The organism is Bacillus sp. FSL R5-0422 (assembly GCF_038610765.1).
Classification (GTDB): Bacteria; Bacillota; Bacilli; order Bacillales; family Bacillaceae; genus Bacillus; species Bacillus pumilus_O.
In genome coordinates, this window is the sequence record NZ_CP152014.1 from 3,027,900 (window position 1) to 3,043,657 (window position 15,758).

The 15,758-nt window shown below is 43.1% G+C and carries 17 protein-coding genes; all 17 read right to left on the reverse strand.

The genetic code is table 11. The features are described from left to right. Nucleotides 1–38: 38 nt before the first annotated feature. Nucleotides 39–785 carry an arylamine N-acetyltransferase gene (locus tag MKX52_RS15605; RefSeq protein ID WP_217013484.1) on the reverse strand — a complete coding sequence of 249 codons (747 nt, stop codon included), beginning with the start codon at nucleotides 783–785 and terminating at the stop codon, nucleotides 39–41. Between the two features lie 39 nt (nucleotides 786–824). Beyond that, nucleotides 825–1,082, reverse strand: a complete 258-nt coding sequence (locus MKX52_RS15610) for an HPr family phosphocarrier protein (protein WP_144459783.1) — start codon at nucleotides 1,080–1,082, stop codon at nucleotides 825–827. A 26-nt stretch (nucleotides 1,083–1,108) separates the two neighbouring features. Beyond that, complete coding sequence (gene whiA / locus MKX52_RS15615) at nucleotides 1,109–2,059, reverse strand: DNA-binding protein WhiA (RefSeq protein ID WP_003213321.1); 951 nt, start codon at nucleotides 2,057–2,059, stop codon at nucleotides 1,109–1,111. A 17-nt stretch (nucleotides 2,060–2,076) separates the two neighbouring features. Further along, the gene (locus MKX52_RS15620; protein ID WP_342490995.1) at nucleotides 2,077–3,036 is read right to left on the reverse strand and encodes a YvcK family protein; all 960 of its coding nucleotides are present in this window, start codon (nucleotides 3,034–3,036) and stop codon (nucleotides 2,077–2,079) included. Continuing rightward, nucleotides 3,037–3,924 carry an RNase adapter RapZ gene (gene rapZ / locus MKX52_RS15625; RefSeq protein ID WP_041816354.1) on the reverse strand — a complete coding sequence of 296 codons (888 nt, stop codon included), beginning with the start codon at nucleotides 3,922–3,924 and terminating at the stop codon, nucleotides 3,037–3,039. Nucleotides 3,925–3,963: 39 nt separating this feature from the next. Further along, on the reverse strand, nucleotides 3,964–4,428 hold the full coding sequence (locus tag MKX52_RS15630) for an 8-oxo-dGTP diphosphatase (protein WP_012011359.1): 465 nt from the start codon (nucleotides 4,426–4,428) through the stop codon (nucleotides 3,964–3,966). Between the two features lie 357 nt (nucleotides 4,429–4,785). Beyond that, nucleotides 4,786–5,736 carry a thioredoxin-disulfide reductase gene (trxB, locus tag MKX52_RS15635; RefSeq protein WP_088001298.1) on the reverse strand — a complete coding sequence of 317 codons (951 nt, stop codon included), beginning with the start codon at nucleotides 5,734–5,736 and terminating at the stop codon, nucleotides 4,786–4,788. Nucleotides 5,737–5,969: 233 nt separating this feature from the next. Continuing rightward, nucleotides 5,970–7,361, reverse strand: coding sequence for a C40 family peptidase (locus tag MKX52_RS15640; protein ID WP_151022497.1), 1,392 nt, complete (start codon nucleotides 7,359–7,361; stop codon nucleotides 5,970–5,972). A 363-nt stretch (nucleotides 7,362–7,724) separates the two neighbouring features. After that, nucleotides 7,725–9,182, reverse strand: coding sequence for a tetratricopeptide repeat protein (locus MKX52_RS15645; protein WP_342490996.1), 1,458 nt, complete (start codon nucleotides 9,180–9,182; stop codon nucleotides 7,725–7,727). A gap of 131 nt (nucleotides 9,183–9,313) precedes the next feature. Beyond that, nucleotides 9,314–9,943: a bifunctional phosphoribosyl-AMP cyclohydrolase/phosphoribosyl-ATP diphosphatase HisIE gene (gene hisIE, locus MKX52_RS15650; RefSeq protein WP_012011364.1), complete on the reverse strand. Its 630-nt coding sequence runs from the start codon at nucleotides 9,941–9,943 to the stop codon at nucleotides 9,314–9,316. Further along, nucleotides 9,940–10,698, reverse strand: a complete 759-nt coding sequence (gene hisF, locus MKX52_RS15655) for an imidazole glycerol phosphate synthase subunit HisF (RefSeq protein ID WP_217013480.1) — start codon at nucleotides 10,696–10,698, stop codon at nucleotides 9,940–9,942. The genes hisIE and hisF overlap by 4 nt, the downstream gene beginning before the upstream one ends. Further along, complete coding sequence (gene hisA / locus MKX52_RS15660) at nucleotides 10,695–11,432, reverse strand: 1-(5-phosphoribosyl)-5-[(5-phosphoribosylamino)methylideneamino]imidazole-4-carboxamide isomerase (RefSeq protein ID WP_342490997.1); 738 nt, start codon at nucleotides 11,430–11,432, stop codon at nucleotides 10,695–10,697. Before hisA ends, hisF begins: the two co-directional genes overlap by 4 nt. Further along, nucleotides 11,429–12,067 (reverse strand): imidazole glycerol phosphate synthase subunit HisH, encoded by a 639-nt coding sequence (hisH, locus tag MKX52_RS15665; RefSeq protein ID WP_342490998.1) that lies wholly within the window; start codon nucleotides 12,065–12,067, stop codon nucleotides 11,429–11,431. Before hisH ends, hisA begins: the two co-directional genes overlap by 4 nt. Continuing rightward, complete coding sequence (hisB, locus tag MKX52_RS15670) at nucleotides 12,067–12,651, reverse strand: imidazoleglycerol-phosphate dehydratase HisB (RefSeq protein ID WP_342490999.1); 585 nt, start codon at nucleotides 12,649–12,651, stop codon at nucleotides 12,067–12,069. Before hisB ends, hisH begins: the two co-directional genes overlap by 1 nt. Beyond that, nucleotides 12,648–13,937: a histidinol dehydrogenase gene (hisD, locus tag MKX52_RS15675; protein ID WP_342491000.1), complete on the reverse strand. Its 1,290-nt coding sequence runs from the start codon at nucleotides 13,935–13,937 to the stop codon at nucleotides 12,648–12,650. The genes hisB and hisD overlap by 4 nt, the downstream gene beginning before the upstream one ends. Further along, a complete protein-coding gene (gene hisG, locus MKX52_RS15680) occupies nucleotides 13,934–14,575 on the reverse strand; it encodes an ATP phosphoribosyltransferase (RefSeq protein WP_251184868.1) in 642 nt (213 codons plus the stop codon). Before hisG ends, hisD begins: the two co-directional genes overlap by 4 nt. Then, nucleotides 14,568–15,743, reverse strand: coding sequence for an ATP phosphoribosyltransferase regulatory subunit (locus tag MKX52_RS15685; RefSeq protein WP_342491001.1), 1,176 nt, complete (start codon nucleotides 15,741–15,743; stop codon nucleotides 14,568–14,570). Before MKX52_RS15685 ends, hisG begins: the two co-directional genes overlap by 8 nt. Between the last annotated feature and the right edge of the window lie 15 nt (nucleotides 15,744–15,758).

The window sequence follows — 15,758 nt, forward strand, 5'->3', positions numbered from 1 at the left end:
AAAAACAGCCCATTTGACGCAGGGCTGTTTTTTTAATGCTACTTCGGCAACAGGGTTTTCACATATTCGTCAAAAGGAAGGGGTAGCGGTTTTTTCGACACTTCTTCGTGTTCATGTGTGGTGACATGTTCCTCCGTGACAATGACACGTCCTGTTGGTGTAAGCTTTGAAGCAAGCGGTCTTTTGTTAAAAGGAGAGGCTTCATTTTCATAAATCTCCTGTCTCATTTGGACCAATGTAGGCTCGCTCACCTCTTGCAATGTGAATGCGTAGCCTATTTCAGCGCCTTCTCCTCTATCTAATTGGAGAAGATGCGTCCCTTTTTCGGTTTCCTCCTCTTTGACTCGAAACCGAATAGACGCTCCTTTGACCCATTCTTCCGTAAAAGGTACAGGCTGGAGAGGTAAATTCACACCAAAACCCGCATCAATCAGATACCGTTCGTTGTGATGATTCAACGTCATGGCTACATGTGTACCATCAATTGCCCATGCTCCTGCTTCCTTGTTATACACAGTCCCTTGAACGAGCTGTACAGCAAGTCCTGCCTCTTTTAACACATAATATAAAAGAGGATTGAGATCGTAACAAAGACCTCCTCTGTTTCCTTCAAGAAGATGCTGATTCAACCCTTCTTGATTCAGGGCATAGGATTGTTTGTTCAGCACAGATCTATTTTCAAATGGAAAGGTGTAGGCCATCTTTTTTAATAATGCAGGTAGGTCATCAAAGGTGATGGACTGTCCTTCGTATCCGATCTTTTGTAAAAATGCTGATTGCATCATGTTCATTCCCTTCTAAAAAAACTGAGTCTATGAAGAGACTCAGTTTTCTTGATTGATAAAATCCGTTAACGCATCAATGGCTTCTTGTTCATCTGCACCATCTGCTATCAGTGTAACAGTGACCCCAGAGCTGATCGCAAGGCTCATGAGACCCATAATGCTCTTCGCATTGACTCTTTTTCCGTCCTTCTCTAGAAAAATTTCAGCCCCAAAGCGATTCGCTTCCTGTACAAACAAAGCAGCGGGACGAGCCTGCAAGCCTGTTTTCAACTGGATGGTGACCGTTTTTTCCACCATATGATCTGCCTCCCTTTTTCATTCTCCTATTTGAGTGTAACAGCTTGTCCGTTTCGTAATTGTTCTGCAATTTGATCTAGCTTTCTTAAGCGGTGATTAATGCCTGATTTGCTGATCTTACCGCTTTCCACCATTTCTCCCAGTTCCTTTAGCGTGACCTCTTGATAGTCGACTCTTAGCTTTGCAATTTCACGCAGCTTATCTGGCAGGGCATCAAGTCCAATTTTTTCATCAATGAATTGAATGTTTTCGACCTGACGGAGCGATGCACCAATCGTTTTATTCAAGTTTGCTGTTTCACAATTGACGAGCCGGTTCACGGAGTTCCGCATATCACGGACGATCCGAACGTCTTCGAAGCGAAGAAGTGAATTATGCGCACCTACAACACTTAAGAATTCAGTGATTTTTTCGGCTTCTTTCATATATGTGATGTAGCCTTTTTTCCGCTCAAGTGTTTTACTGTTGAGATGAAATTGGTTCATCAACTCACAAAGGGCATCATTGTGTTCTTTATAGAGTGAAAAAATCTCAAGGTGATAGGAAGACGTTTCTGGGTTATTCACAGAACCGCCTGCTAAAAAAGCACCTCTCATATACGAGCGCTTACAGCATCTTTTCTTTACAAGCTCTTCTGAAATATTACGCTCAAATACAAATTGTTCACCTAATATTTTCAAATCCTCTAAAATGGTTTTCGCTCGTTCTACCAGTCTGACAATATACACATTATTCTTTTTTAATCTCATTTTCTTACGAACGAGCAACTCGACTGTGACATCATATTTCTTTTTTAGCAGCGTATAAATCCGCCTTGCGATCGCTGCGTTCTCTGTCTGTATATCTAGAATTAATTTTCGATTAGAGAAAGATAATGAACCGTTCATACGGATGAGGGCAGAAAGCTCTGCTTTTGTGCAGCAGTCCTTCACGTCCAGATTAGTCAGCTCTTTTTTTGTTTCGGATGCAAATGACATCCTTGCCACCCCCATTCCTATTTTTTCTTATGCAGCAGGTCGACAAGCAGCGCGGCTACTTTCAGCGTGTCGTGACGAATCACATGCTGGTCATATGTAATAATTTCCCCAGGGATGACTTCCAGTCCCATTGCCTTGAGTACATCTGTGTCGAACTGTACAGGCTGTGCCTGTTCTTCTGCATATTTTGCTTTGATCTCTTCTGGAATTTCTTTATTGTTCACAAAAATGGTATCAATAAATGGACGAACCATATGATCGTTTAATGCTTGCACATGATCTGCTGCACTGTAGGAAAGCGTTTCCCCTGGCTGCGTCATGACATTGCAAATATACACTTTTTTAGCCTTTGAGCGAATGACCTCTTCACCAATATGCGGTACAAGCAAGTTTGGCAAGATACTTGTATACAAGCTGCCAGGTCCAATCACAATCAAATCAGCTTCACGAATGACATGAATCGATTCTGGGAGCGGCTCAATCGTATCAGGCGTGAGGAACACTCGTTTAATTCGCTCACCGTAGGTTGGGATTTTTGATTCTCCTGTTACCACTTGCCCATTTTCTAATTCAGCGTGTAGAACAACACTTGAATTCGCTGCTGGCAAGACTTTTCCTCTCACATTTAAAACCTTGCTCATTTCTGTGACGGCATGAAAAAAATCACCGGTTATATTTGTCATGGCCGCAAGAATGAGGTTGCCAAGAGAGTGGCCTGTTAAGTCATTCCCTTTGTTAAAACGGTGCTGAAATAAGTCTTCTACAAGCGGTTCAACATCAGAGAGAGCTGCAAGGACATTTCGAATATCGCCTGGAGGCGGAATATTCAAATCATGGCGCAGTCTGCCTGAGCTGCCTCCGTCATCAGCAACCGTTACAATAGCGGTAATGTCCACTGGCTTTGTTTTTAGCCCTCTGAGCAAAACAGATAAGCCAGTGCCCCCGCCAAGAATGACCACCTTTGGAAGTGTCGTCATCTATTTTCTGCTTCTCTTTTCAATGTCCCGGTGAGTGACATGAGTGTAGTAGTCATTTTTAAAATACTCCGATAAGTAGTTCGCTAGCGTCACTGATCGGTGCTGTCCGCCTGTACAACCAATAGCGATCACAAGCTGACTTTTTCCTTCTCGTTTATAGGACGGAAGCATAAAGCTGAGAAGATCAATTAATTTTTCTGTGAATTTTTGTGTCTCGCTCCATTTCATTACATAGGAGCGCACTTCTTCATCGTTTCCAGTCTGTGGACGCATGCTCTCAATATAGTAAGGATTCGGCAGAAATCTTACATCAAATACAAGATCAGCATCAATCGGCAGACCGTATTTAAAACCGAAGGACATCACATTCACTGTAAACACCTGTCCTTGGCTTGTGGCAAAGTGCGCAACAATTTTTTCTCGAAGCTGTTTTGGTTTTAAATCCGATGTATCAAAAATCATTTGAGCTCGGCCTTTTAACTCCTCTAACAGATCGCGTTCCATCGCGATTCCTTCGAGCGGTAAACCTGTTGTCGCAAGAGGATGCGAACGTCTCGTTTCTTTGTATCTTGAGACAAGCACCTTATCGTTTGCATCTAGAAATAATATCCTTGGTGTAATCCATCCAAGATCACTCATTTCATCTAAGGCTGCAATTAAGCTGTCAAAGAATTCACGTCCGCGCAAATCCATCACAAGGGCAACCTTGCTCATCTTCGAATTCGATTCCTTCATGAGTTCTAGGAATTTTGGTAAAAGTGATGGTGGCAAGTTATCTACACAGAAATAACCTAAATCTTCAAAGCTTTGAATGGCAACGGTTTTCCCCGCACCTGACATTCCAGTAATAATCACAAGCTGAATATCTTCTTGTTTGTGTGTATTCATGCCTGCTTCCTCTCCTTCTTTATAAAAACGGTTCATGTATTAGTCTCCTTGAGGATCTAACCGATAAGCAATCAATTCAAAATCAGGTGTATACGTAAAAGTACCATGCAGAAGTCCTTTTCCCTTTAGCATGAAATCAAGAATATGGGAATCTCCTGGCGCCATCGGTAAATGCGGCACATCCTTTGCTTCATGCCACTTTAAAATGCCTTCCTCTGACTCTGTCACGTTTTTTCCAGTAAATGAATCTGCCATAAAGGTGAACATCATCCACTCTTGAACGATTTGATCGCCTTCTTTTATGATAAAGGTAAAAACACCTTTTAACTGAGGATTTAAAATATAAATTCCTGTTTCTTCTCTATACTCTCGAACGACTGAATCCTTGACCGATTCTCCGCTTTCCATTTTGCCGCCCGGCGCTACCCACCAGCCCCGTCTTGGCTTTTGCAGCAAGAGAACTTGATCTTCGTGATGCAGCACACAATTGGTTACTCGTTGCATCAGCTGTCACCTACTCTTTTATGTCTTTAACTTATTATACAGGTTCATCCTGACTCCCACAATGAACATGCCCCTTCTTCACCGAAAACAGATCGAATTTCCTCTGAAAGGAGTGGCGGACAATAACTGTACTCTTTATTTTACAGCAACTAATGGTTCTCCATGCGTCATTTGTGAACATCTCATGAATTTCCGATTTTAAGCAAAAAAAAGGACACGGATTCTCATCCGTGCCAAACATGTATTCCTTATAAAAGGGGGTCAATTACTAGTTTTATCATAACGGAAAATTATTTCACCCGTGTTACATTCCAGTTAAAAGCCCATGACGCTATATTAAGGATTTACGACAGCCTTTTATTTCGCTGCTTTCAGCTTTTCAGCAAGCTCTTCTACATAATGCTGTGCACTTTGTGCGGCAATACTTCCGTCACCTGTTGCTGTCACAATTTGACGAAGTGTTTTTTCACGAATGTCACCAGCGGCGAAAATACCTTCCACTCTTGTTTCCATTCTTTCGTTTGTCTCGATATATCCTTCTTCATTTGTAATACCGAGATTTTCAAATGGTTTAGATAGTGGAAGCATCCCGATATAGATAAAGACCCCGTCTGTTTTAAAGTCTTCTTCTTCACCAGTCACCGTATCAATCAAGGTTACACTGCCGACTTTACCGTTCTCTTCATTAATCTGTTTAACGGTTTTGTTCCACATGAAGTCGATTTTTTCATTATCAAAAGCACGTGCTTGTAAAATGCTTTGGGCACGAAGCTTATCGCGTCTATGAACGATTGTTACTTTTGACGCAAAGCGTGTGAGGTACACACCCTCTTCTACCGCAGAGTCCCCTCCACCAATGACGACGAGCTCTTTATTTTTGAAGAAAGCACCGTCACATACTGCACAGTAAGAGACGCCTCGTCCGCCAAGTTCTTTTTCACCTGGTGCACCGATTTTTTTGTATTCCGCACCTGCTGAAATAATGACAGAGCGTCCTTTGTATTCTTTTGAACCGGCTTTGACGATTTTGTACTCTTCACCGTCAACGATTTCTTTGATATCGCCATATGCATATTCAGCACCGAATTTCTTCGCATGGTCGAACATTTTATTTGAAAGTTCTGGCCCTAAAATGCTTTCAAAGCCAGGATAGTTCTCGACATCTTCCGTATTAGCCATTTGACCGCCTGGAATCCCTCTTTCAATCATCAATGTTGAAAGATTTCCACGTGATGTATAAACAGCGGCTGTCATGCCGGCAGGTCCCGCTCCAATGATGATCGTATCGTAGATTTTTTCTTCTGACACAACTGTCACTCCCTCTTCAATTGCTGCTAGCATTTCTTATTAGAATGCCCTTGGGTGATGCTTCCATTCATGACAGAAAGCATCAATTCCACTCTTACTTTTATTCCTTACCCATATCCTATTAAATCTGCGGATAATAAGCGAATCATTTGCTCATATCTTCAAAAAAAGAAAAAGCTTCCTTAAACTGCTGTTTAAGGAAGCCTGTTTACGGTTATATAGTAAGTAATGATTTATTCAACGACTCTTCTTACAACGCCATTGAAAGCTTTTTTCCAGTAAACATTGCTCATAGAGTCAACTGAAACACCGCGAGAGCTGTTATCGTTCAAGAATGTACCGTTTCCTAAGTAAATACCAACGTGTCCATTTACTTTATACGTATCAAAGAACACAAGGTCTCCGCGTTTCATGTCAGATGCACTTACAGCTCTTCCTTTACCTACAAGCGTATCTGTTGTTGTACCGCCAACTGGTCCAAGGTTGATGCCTGCTGATGCAAATGCCCAGCGAACGAATGAAGAACAGTCAAAACGACGTGCGTCAATATCAGCTTGAGATCTGCCGCCAGCCCATTTATATGGAGATTGTCCAACAATGGTAGAACCTGTGCTGATCGCACCTTCGATTCCGCCTACGTTACTGCTGACAGGTGATCCACCGCCAGTAGATGGCTTCTTGCTTGGTGAACTGCTGTTGTTGTTATTATTGTTGTTGTTTGAAGAACCACTGTTACTGTTATTTGAAGACGGGCTGCTGTCATTAGTTGAGCTATTGTCTTCTGCTTGAACACTAGCTTGACGCTGCTGTTGTCTTTGTACTTTTTCTTCTTTTGCTTTTTGAGCTGCTTCTCTTGCTTCTTTTTCAGCTTGTTTTTGAGCAGCGATTGTTGCGTCTTTTTCAGATGCAATGCTGTTAGCCTCACTGTTTAACTCGCTGATTTGAGAAGAAGCACTTCCTTTTTGCTTTTTCACTTGCTTGAATAGCTTGTCTTTTTCATCAAGCTGTTTATTCAAGTCAGTTTGAAGTGTTTCAAGCTTTGCAAGTGTCTTTTGAACATCTTCAAGCTTTGTGTTTAATTCGTTTTCAGACTTTTGAAGCTCAGCTTTGTCTTTTTCTTGCTCTTTAATGATTTCGCTGTCTGCGTTGATCAGTGTAGATACTGCACCTGCACGACTGATGAAATCGCTAAAGCTTTTCGCTCCTAGTAATACATCTATGTATTTCGTAGAACCGCCGCTTTCTTGAAGCGCACGTACACGCTTTTTCAAGAATTTGTTTCTATCTTCAATACGTTTTTCAGTATCAGCAATGTCTTTTTTCAGTGCATTGATTTCTTTTTTCGTTTGTTCATTTTCTTTTTGTTTTTCTTCAATTTGATCACTTGTTTTTAAAGCTTTCTCGTCAATTTCTTTTAGCTTTAGTGCAAGTGCCTCTTGTTTTGCTTCAAGCTTTGAAAGCTCATCTTTTTTCTTTTGAAGGTTTTTGTTAACCTCAGATTGCTTGCTGTCCAGCTCTTGTTTCTTTTGTTCAAAGTTCTGTGCGTTTGCTTCATGAGTAAATGGGATAAATAAACCGCTCGCTCCGATCACCGAAGCTAAACCGAAAGTAATAAACTTTTTCACGAATAGTTCCTCCTTTGACAATTTCCAAGCGACATGAGAAAGCAGCAAATTCTCTGCGACCAATCTGTGCTATCTATGTCTTTCTTCCTGATTGATCAGTCAGATGTTGACCAGATTGTTTCTATCACTAGGTGTTTCATTATGTATAGTAAAATATTTAAATATATGTCTTTGTTTTAATCCACGATTTTCATTATACATGAGACATCGACAAAATGAGCTAATATTTTTATTACATTTATGTTTCAAAAACATGTCGTGATTGTCATACTTCGCCAAATCCTTGCAAATCCCACCTTTTTAACCAAGAAAAAAGCATGACCTTTTCGGCCACGCTTCAATCCGCTAAATCTATTTACCTATTTATTCGATTAACGAGCAAATGACTTGTTCGTATTTAGACAGTGTTTGAACACTGATTTGAAAAGAGGATGCAACCTCTTTTTTGCTAATAGATTCTTCTTGCTCCTGCATCCATACATAATAAGATGCTGCTGCCCATGCAGGCGCATTTTTCTTATCTACGCCAGAAGCACGTGCCTGCTGAATAATATGGAATAACCAAAAATAAGGCATATGACTGTCAGGCTGAACAGCTTCTTCCAAGCTGGATGCCGCCTGTTTTGCAAAAACCGCATCTTCTGAAAAAGACCGTTCTTCCATTTCACCTTCGTATAAGAGCAGTTCAATGAATTGCTGTTCGAAGGCTGTTTTCGCTGCGCGTGCATCAAGGACAGATTGAAGAACGTCACGTTCTCCTTTTTGTTTGCTTACATAGTACGCCGTCAGCCGCTCCTCAATGGAAACCATCGGCTCAGTCTCCTCAGGTTTATCCTGCCACGGCTTGATTTCATCTGCATCGATATCTTCATCGACCATCTTATCCCAAACCGTCTGTGCAAGCGTTTTGTGACCTGTATAATAAGCTGCGCTTGCGAGCCAGTATAAAAATGTACTATCACCTTGAAAGCCTGTTTTATACAAAGAATAAAGCCATTTAAAAGCCCATTCAAATTCTCCAACTAGGGCAAATGTTGCGCCAAGCTTATAACGCTGTTCACTTAATATTGGATACACGTGCGTTAATTGCTTTGCTAACGTATTGACCTTCTCTTCTTCTTTTTCATAATGATAGAAGACTAGCTGGTTGCAAAGGGCATGCAGATTACCCGGATTTTCATGTAGAACCCGGTTCAGCATCTCTTTCGCCTGATGGATTTGACCAGAATAAAAATAGGCCAATGCGAGATTATTATACGCTGACCAAAATTCTGGATACTCGACAATCATCTGTTCCAGCATCTCAATGGCTTCATCAAGCCTGCCACTTTCTAGCAAGTGATTTGCTTGATCCTGCTTCACAATCAGGTCGTCCTGATCGTAAGGGAAATCTTCGTCCTCTTCGTCACTCATATCGAGCAGGTCGAGAAGATCATCATTTTCATCTGCAAATTCCCCGTTCTCTTCTAATGAAGCATAAGCAGTCGCTGACTTATATGCCTCTTGAAAGAGTCCTAGATTCGCATAATTATTGGCTTTAAAATAGTGACACTCAGACATATTTTCATCAATATGCTCAAGGATGAAATCAAGCAGTTCATTTGATTGTTGGAAATGACCCATTTCAGTATAAATAATAGCTAGCTGTGACAGCATTTCTACATTTTCAGGCTCAAGTACGATCGCCCGTTGTATTAGCTTACTTGCTCTAGATAGATTTCTTTCTCTATAAGCTTTTAGACCTTTATGAAAAAAGTAATGCCCATCTTGGAATAGCTGGACGACTTGTGTGTGATTATTTTGAGAAGTGTATTTACTCACTGATACCCTCCATTTCGAACAGTGTACCGTGTGTAGTATAACATACTTCAAGAGTCGTCACATAGAACAAAAGAAAAGGAAGGATTTGTTTTTCACTTAGAAAATAAAAAGCCAGAGGTATCCCCGGCTTTTCACTCACCTTGATGACGTTTTTTTAATACTTTTAAAACATCATCAAGAGGCAATTGCTGTTCACGCAATAACACAAGCAGGTGATACAGAAGATCGGCTGTTTCCCATTTCAATTCTTCTTGATCCCGGTTTTTCGCAGCAATGATGACCTCTGACGCTTCTTCCCCTACCTTTTTCAGGATTTTATCGACTCCTTTTTCAAATAGATAGGTTGTATAAGCGCCTTCTGGCATTTCAGCCTGACGTTTCGCAATCACCTGTTCAAGTTCATTTAAAATCGAAAAACGATCCTGCTCTTCCGTTTGACGTTTCTCGCCTTCTTCCGAAAAGCAGCTATAACTACCAGTGTGGCACGCTGGTCCACTTGGTGTGACAAGAACAAGCAGCGCATCCTTGTCACAGTCATATCGAATGGATGTGACGCGCTGAGTATGTCCAGATGTGGCGCCTTTGTGCCAAAGCTCGTTTCTTGACCGGCTGTAAAACCATGTTTCCCCTGTCTCTATTGTTTTTTCATAGGATTCTTGATTCATATACGCCAATGTCAAGACTTCCTTACTTTGAGCATCCTGTACAATCGCAGGTATCAAGCCTGCCTCATTAAAGGATAATTCGTTTGCCTGTTTCATCTGACCTTCACCCCGTGTTCTTTCAAGTATGTCTTTACCTCTTGAATTGAAGTCTCTTTATAATGAAAAATGGAGGCTGCTAAAGCTGCATCCGCTTCTCCTTTTGTAAATGCCTCCAGCATATGCTGAGCATTGCCAGCGCCTCCTGAAGCAATGACAGGCACAGTGACAGCTTCTGACACAAGCTTTGTTAATCGATGATCAAAGCCCTTTTTCTCACCGTCGGCATCCATACTTGTGAGCAAGATCTCTCCTGCCCCCCTCAGCACGGCTTCTTTTGCCCAATCGCTTACCTCTATATCCGTTTGGCGACGCCCTCCGTGTGTATAAACCATGTACGCTTTTTTCTCTTCATCGTACTTTGCATCTATTGCGACGACGATGCACTGGGAACCAAAAAAATCGGCGCCTTCTGAAATCAGTTCTGGTCTTAAAACTGCCGCTGTGTTCACAGATACTTTGTCTGCGCCCGCTCTTAATATGCGCTTCATATCATCAAGGTGGTTAATTCCACCGCCTACCGTAAAAGGGATGGCAAGAGTGGACGCCACTTGCTTGACCACATCCACCATCGTTTTCCGGCCTTCATGAGAGGCAGAAATATCAAGAAAGACGAGTTCATCTGCCCCTTCCTCATCATATATCTGCGCTAATTCTACCGGATCACCAGCATCCTTTAAACCGAGGAATTGCACCCCTTTCACCACGCGCCCTTCCTTCACATCGAGACATGGGATGATTCGTTTTGTCATCATACGCGGTCAAGCCCTTCAATTGCTTCTGCTAAAGTAAACCGCTCCGTATAAAGTGCCTTTCCAATGATCGCACCAGAAACGCCTGTCTGCTTTTGTGCTGACAGCTTTTGAAGATCAGCTACCGAACTGATACCACCTGAAGCAATGACTTGTTTGCCAGTCGCTTCTGCTAAGCGAACTGTACTTTCCACATTGGGACCCGCCAGCATGCCGTCCATTTGAATATCTGTGAAAATAAAGACCTCTGCGCCTTCCTTTGCCAATTCTTTGCCGAGATCCTCTGCCTTCACTTTCGACGTTTCAAGCCACCCCTCAGTCGATACGAATCCATTTCGCGCATCAATGCCAATCGCTATTTTCTCCCCATATTGCGCAAGCATTTTTTTCACAAAAGCAGGGTTAGAAACAGCCGAGCTGCCAAGGATGACCCGAGCTACGCCATTGTTTATATAAAAGGCAACGTCTTCTTCTGTCCGAATGCCGCCACCAATTTGTACTTTTATATCTAAGGATGAAGCAATCGCCAGCACATGCTCATGATTGACGCGATTCCCCGCCTTCGCACCATCTAGGTCAACGAGATGAATCCACTTTGCTCCTTCATTTGCAAATCGCGTCGCCATATCGAGCGGTGAATCTCCATAAATGGTTTCTTGATCATAATCTCCTTGCACGAGCCGTACACATTTGCCATTCCTCATATCAATCGCTGGATACAATGTAAATTCACTCATTTGTTCACCCTCTGTTCGTTTGCTAGTTGAATAAATTGTTTGAGCAGCGCCATGCCCGTTGTACTGCTTTTTTCAGGGTGAAACTGTGCGCCTAGCACATTTCCCTTACCGACAATTGCTGGCACTTGAACGCCATAGTCTGCGCTTGCTAATTGCTCTTCTGGATTCATATCCCTCACATAATAAGAGTGAACAAAGTACGCAAATCCTTCTGGTACTCCGTCAAACAATGGGGAGGGCTGATGAAATGTGAGCTCATTCCACCCCATATGAGGCACCTTCAGCCTTTGCCCATCCTTGTCATGATCTTTTAAAAGAACGACACGCCCTTTTAGCAGTCCCAACCCTTTCGTACGTCCTGCCTCTTCACTTTCTTCAAATAACAGCTGCATCCCAAGGCAAATGCCGAATAGCAGCTTTCCTTCCTGCACAACTTGGTGGATAAATGCCTCAAGTCCTGTCTGTTTTAACAGCTGCATCGCATCACGAAACGAACCGACCCCAGGCAAAATATAAGCATCTGCCTTTTTGAGCTCCTCCACATCAGCGGAGACGATATAACGGGCACCTGCTCGTTCTAGTGCTTTTGATACGCTGAACAAATTTCCCATTCCGTAATCAATGACGCCGATCATTAGAGCATCCCCTTTGTTGAAGGAATCCCTTTCACACGTGGATCAATGGTTGTTGCTTCATCCAAAGCACGTGCCATCGCTTTAAAAATCGCTTCAATCATATGGTGCGTATTGGTTCCATAGTGAACAATGACATGAAGATTTATACGGGCTTCTAACGCAAACTTCCAAAGAAATTCATGCACGAGCTCTGTATCAAATGTACCGACCTTTTGACTTGGGAAGGTCGCTCTCATTTCTAAATGAGGACGATTGCTTAAATCAACCACGACCTGAGCAAGCGTTTCATCCATTGGAATAAAACTCGAACCATATCGCTTGATTCCTTTTTTATCACCTAACGCTTCCTTAAACATTTGCCCAAGAACGATGCCAATATCTTCTGTTGTGTGGTGATCATCAACATCCGTATCTCCTTTCGCATCGACGGTCAAATTAAAGTGTCCATGCTTCGTGAATAGATCGAGCATGTGTGTCATAAAAGGGACATCTGTTTGAATATCCGCTTTTCCTTCTCCATCAATCTCTAACGCTAATGAAATATTCGTTTCATTTGTTTTTCTCGCTGTTTCCGCCTGTCTCATGACGATTCCTCCCGCTTTCTCGATTCAATCGACCTTGCATGCGCTTCGAGCCCTTCTAATCTGGCAAAAGCCGCAATGCTATCCCTGTGTGTCTCAAAGGCTTCTTGACTATATGAAATAATGCTCGTTTTCTTTTGAAAATCGGTCACACCGAGTGGGCTAGAAAATCTAGCTGTTCCGTTGGTTGGCAGCACGTGATTTGGTCCTGCAAAATAATCGCCTACCGGCTCAGGGCTATAACGCCCTAAAAAAATTGCCCCTGCATGCTTAATTTGACCAAGAAATGATTCTGGATAGGCTGTCAGCACCTCTAAATGCTCTGGCGCTAACTGATTGACAACGTCTACTGCACGATCCATGGAATCCGTCACGTATATACGGCCATGATGTTGTATGGATTGTGCGGCGATTGTTTTTCTTGGTAAGGTGTCTAGCTGCGCTTGCACCTCAGCTTGCACGTTTTCCGCAAGTGTCTTAGACGGGGTGACCAAAATACTAGATGCCAGCGCATCATGCTCTGCCTGAGAAAGTAAATCAGCCGCCACCTCATGTGCTATAGCCGAGTCGTCTGCTAGAACCGCAATTTCACTTGGACCAGCAATCATATCAATGTCGACCTGACCAAATACTTCCCGCTTTGCCAGTGCGACATAGATGTTGCCTGGACCTGTAATTTTATCAACAGGCTGAATGGTTTCTGTTCCATAGGCAAGTGTCGCAATCGCCTGTGCACCGCCCATTTTATACATCTCAGAAATACCGAGCTCCTTCGCAGCAACGAGTACAGCATCAGATAGGCAACCGTCTTTCCCTGGTGGTGTCACAAGGACAATTCGCTGAACACCAGCGACAAGCGCCGGAATGACATTCATTAAAACAGATGATGGATAAGCAGCGGTTCCGCCGGGGACATACACACCAACTGCATCAAGCGGTGTCACCTTTTGTCCAAGCATCGAGCCATCTTGCTGATGATAAAACCAAGAGGATGTCAGCTGACGCTCATGGTATGTGCGAATATTGCGGATAGCCGTTTGGATCACCTGAATCATGGCTGGGTCCAAGCGTTCAAAGGCTTTTGTCATTTCCTCCTCTGTGACAAGCGGATCTTCAAGCAGCACCCCATCAAATTGCTTTGTAAAAGACTGGACCGCTTGATCGCCATTTATTCTCACTTCTTGTATAATCCGCTGAACAGCCAAGCGCTGCTCTTCCGTGCCCGTATCTAAAGTCCGTTTGAGTGAGAGTGTGTCTGTGTCACCTTCTTGTATGTAGGTGATGTTCATGATGTTTCCTCCCCTTCAACGATTCTTGCAAGGCGCTGCGCCATTTCATCAATCACCGCATCCTTCATCCGATAACTCACAGGATTGACTATAAACCGTGACGTAATATCACAAATATGCTCCGTTTCAACAAGACCGTTTTCCTTAAGTGTTTGTCCTGTAGAGACAATATCAACAATACGATCGGCGAGTCCGATGAGCGGTGCTAATTCAATGGAACCATTCAGCTTAATGATCTCTACTTGCTCACCTTGCTCTCTAAAATAGGAAGATGCGACATTTGGGTACTTTGTGGCCACACGCGGCGCGACACCACCCCAGCTGGCTCCTGGCAATCCAGCAACTGCTAAATGACATTTACTGATGTTTAAATCAAGCACCTCGTACACATCACGAGCTTCTTCGAGCATGACATCCTTTCCTGCAATGCCCACATCTGCTACACCGTGCTCTACATAAGTCGTCACATCCATTGGCTTCGCTAAAATAAAGCGGAGGCTTTCTTCCGGTACATCAATGATTAACTTTCTTGAATCCTCGAATTCCTCTGGCAGTTGATAACCCGCCTGCCTTAACAGCCCTGCGGCCTCTTCAAATATTCGGCCCTTTGGCATCGCCATCGTCAACACTTTACCCATTTTGCTCTCCCTTTCTAGCGCCGATAAAATAAGTCACCTGCTCAAATGCCTTGGTCATCGCGTCAATATTTTCAATCCCTGCTAAGTCTTGCAGCACGATCTTTTTCCCTTTTGACCGCTCCTTTTCTGCAAAAGCAAAAGCCTCCAGCCTTTGTTCTTTACTAAAAATCACTGCCTCCTGTGGCTCATTGATTTCTTTTACATCGAGCGCTTCAAGCAGACGGTCTAATCGAAGTCCGAATCCTGTAGCTGGTGCAGGTGCATTAAAGTGAGCAAGCAATTGGTCATATCTACCGCCACTTCCGATGACTGATCCAACATGATCAGCAAATACTTCAAACAAAATACCCGTGTAGTAGCTCATATGACTCACCATGCTTAAATCGAGACGGATATATTCTGTACAGCCGTAATCTTCCAGTGTCTCCCAAAGCGACTTTAACTGCGCGAGCACCTCTTTTCCTTCTTGTGAAACGACGATTTCCTCTGCCCGCTCTGTGACTTCCTGGCCTCCTCTTAACTCTAAAAGCTGTAACAGCCTCGCTTTATCGATGGAGGAGAGTGGCAATTGCTTCACATGCTGACGATATCCTACATAATTCTTTTCATATAAGAATCGGCGAAGGACGTTTGCACGCTCTGTATTTCCCAGCACATCTACAAATAACGTCTCTGCTAAAGCGACATGCCCAATTGCGATTTTGAAGGAATTGAGCCCAGCATTTTTTAATGCGAATACGACAAGCGCGATCACTTCAGCATCTGCACTAATCGAACCGTCTCCAATTAACTCAATTCCGACCTGCTCAAATTCTGATGGTCTTCCGCCTTCTCTTTCCTGCGCCCGGAACACATTGGCCGCATACCCAACGCGAAGCGGAAACGCCTGTTCATGGAGCTTTGATGCCGCTACTCTCGCAATAGGTCCCGTCATATCAGGTCTGAGTACTAGGGTTTGCCCGTTCTGATCTAAAAGCTTAAAGAGCTGTGTATCTGTAATCGCCGATTGAACACCGACTGTATCGTAAAATTCAAGCGTTGGTGTCTCCATCAACCGGTAACCCCAACCATTCATGACCTCTGTTAAGGAATGTCTCACTTTTTTCTTCGTCTCATACAATCCTGGTAATGAATCCCGCATACCATACGGTTTCTCAAACATAAACATGTTCTTCTGCACCTC

Bases quoted from the DNA above. Each gene is read 5' to 3' on its own strand.
- MKX52_RS15605 (WP_217013484.1), bottom strand. From the start codon at position 785: ATGATGCAATCAGCATTTTTACAAAAGATCGGATACGAAGGACAGTCC.
- hisH (WP_342490998.1), bottom strand. From the start codon at position 12,067: ATGATCGGCGTCATTGATTACGGAATGGGAAATTTGTTCAGCGTATCA.
- hisA (WP_342490997.1), bottom strand. From the start codon at position 11,432: ATGAGTGAATTTACATTGTATCCAGCGATTGATATGAGGAATGGCAAA.
- hisD (WP_342491000.1), bottom strand. From the start codon at position 13,937: ATGAACATCACCTACATACAAGAAGGTGACACAGACACACTCTCACTC.
- MKX52_RS15630 (WP_012011359.1), bottom strand. From the start codon at position 4,428: ATGCAACGAGTAACCAATTGTGTGCTGCATCACGAAGATCAAGTTCTC.
- MKX52_RS15610 (WP_144459783.1), bottom strand. From the start codon at position 1,082: ATGGTGGAAAAAACGGTCACCATCCAGTTGAAAACAGGCTTGCAGGCT.
- hisB (WP_342490999.1), bottom strand. From the start codon at position 12,651: ATGAGACAGGCGGAAACAGCGAGAAAAACAAATGAAACGAATATTTCA.
- whiA (WP_003213321.1), bottom strand. From the start codon at position 2,059: ATGTCATTTGCATCCGAAACAAAAAAAGAGCTGACTAATCTGGACGTG.
- MKX52_RS15685 (WP_342491001.1), bottom strand. From the start codon at position 15,743: ATGTTTATGTTTGAGAAACCGTATGGTATGCGGGATTCATTACCAGGA.
- MKX52_RS15620 (WP_342490995.1), bottom strand. From the start codon at position 3,036: ATGACGACACTTCCAAAGGTGGTCATTCTTGGCGGGGGCACTGGCTTA.
- rapZ (WP_041816354.1), bottom strand. From the start codon at position 3,924: ATGAATACACACAAACAAGAAGATATTCAGCTTGTGATTATTACTGGA.
- hisIE (WP_012011364.1), bottom strand. From the start codon at position 9,943: ATGAAACAGGCAAACGAATTATCCTTTAATGAGGCAGGCTTGATACCT.
- hisG (WP_251184868.1), bottom strand. From the start codon at position 14,575: ATGGGTAAAGTGTTGACGATGGCGATGCCAAAGGGCCGAATATTTGAA.
- hisF (WP_217013480.1), bottom strand. From the start codon at position 10,698: ATGATGACAAAACGAATCATCCCATGTCTCGATGTGAAGGAAGGGCGC.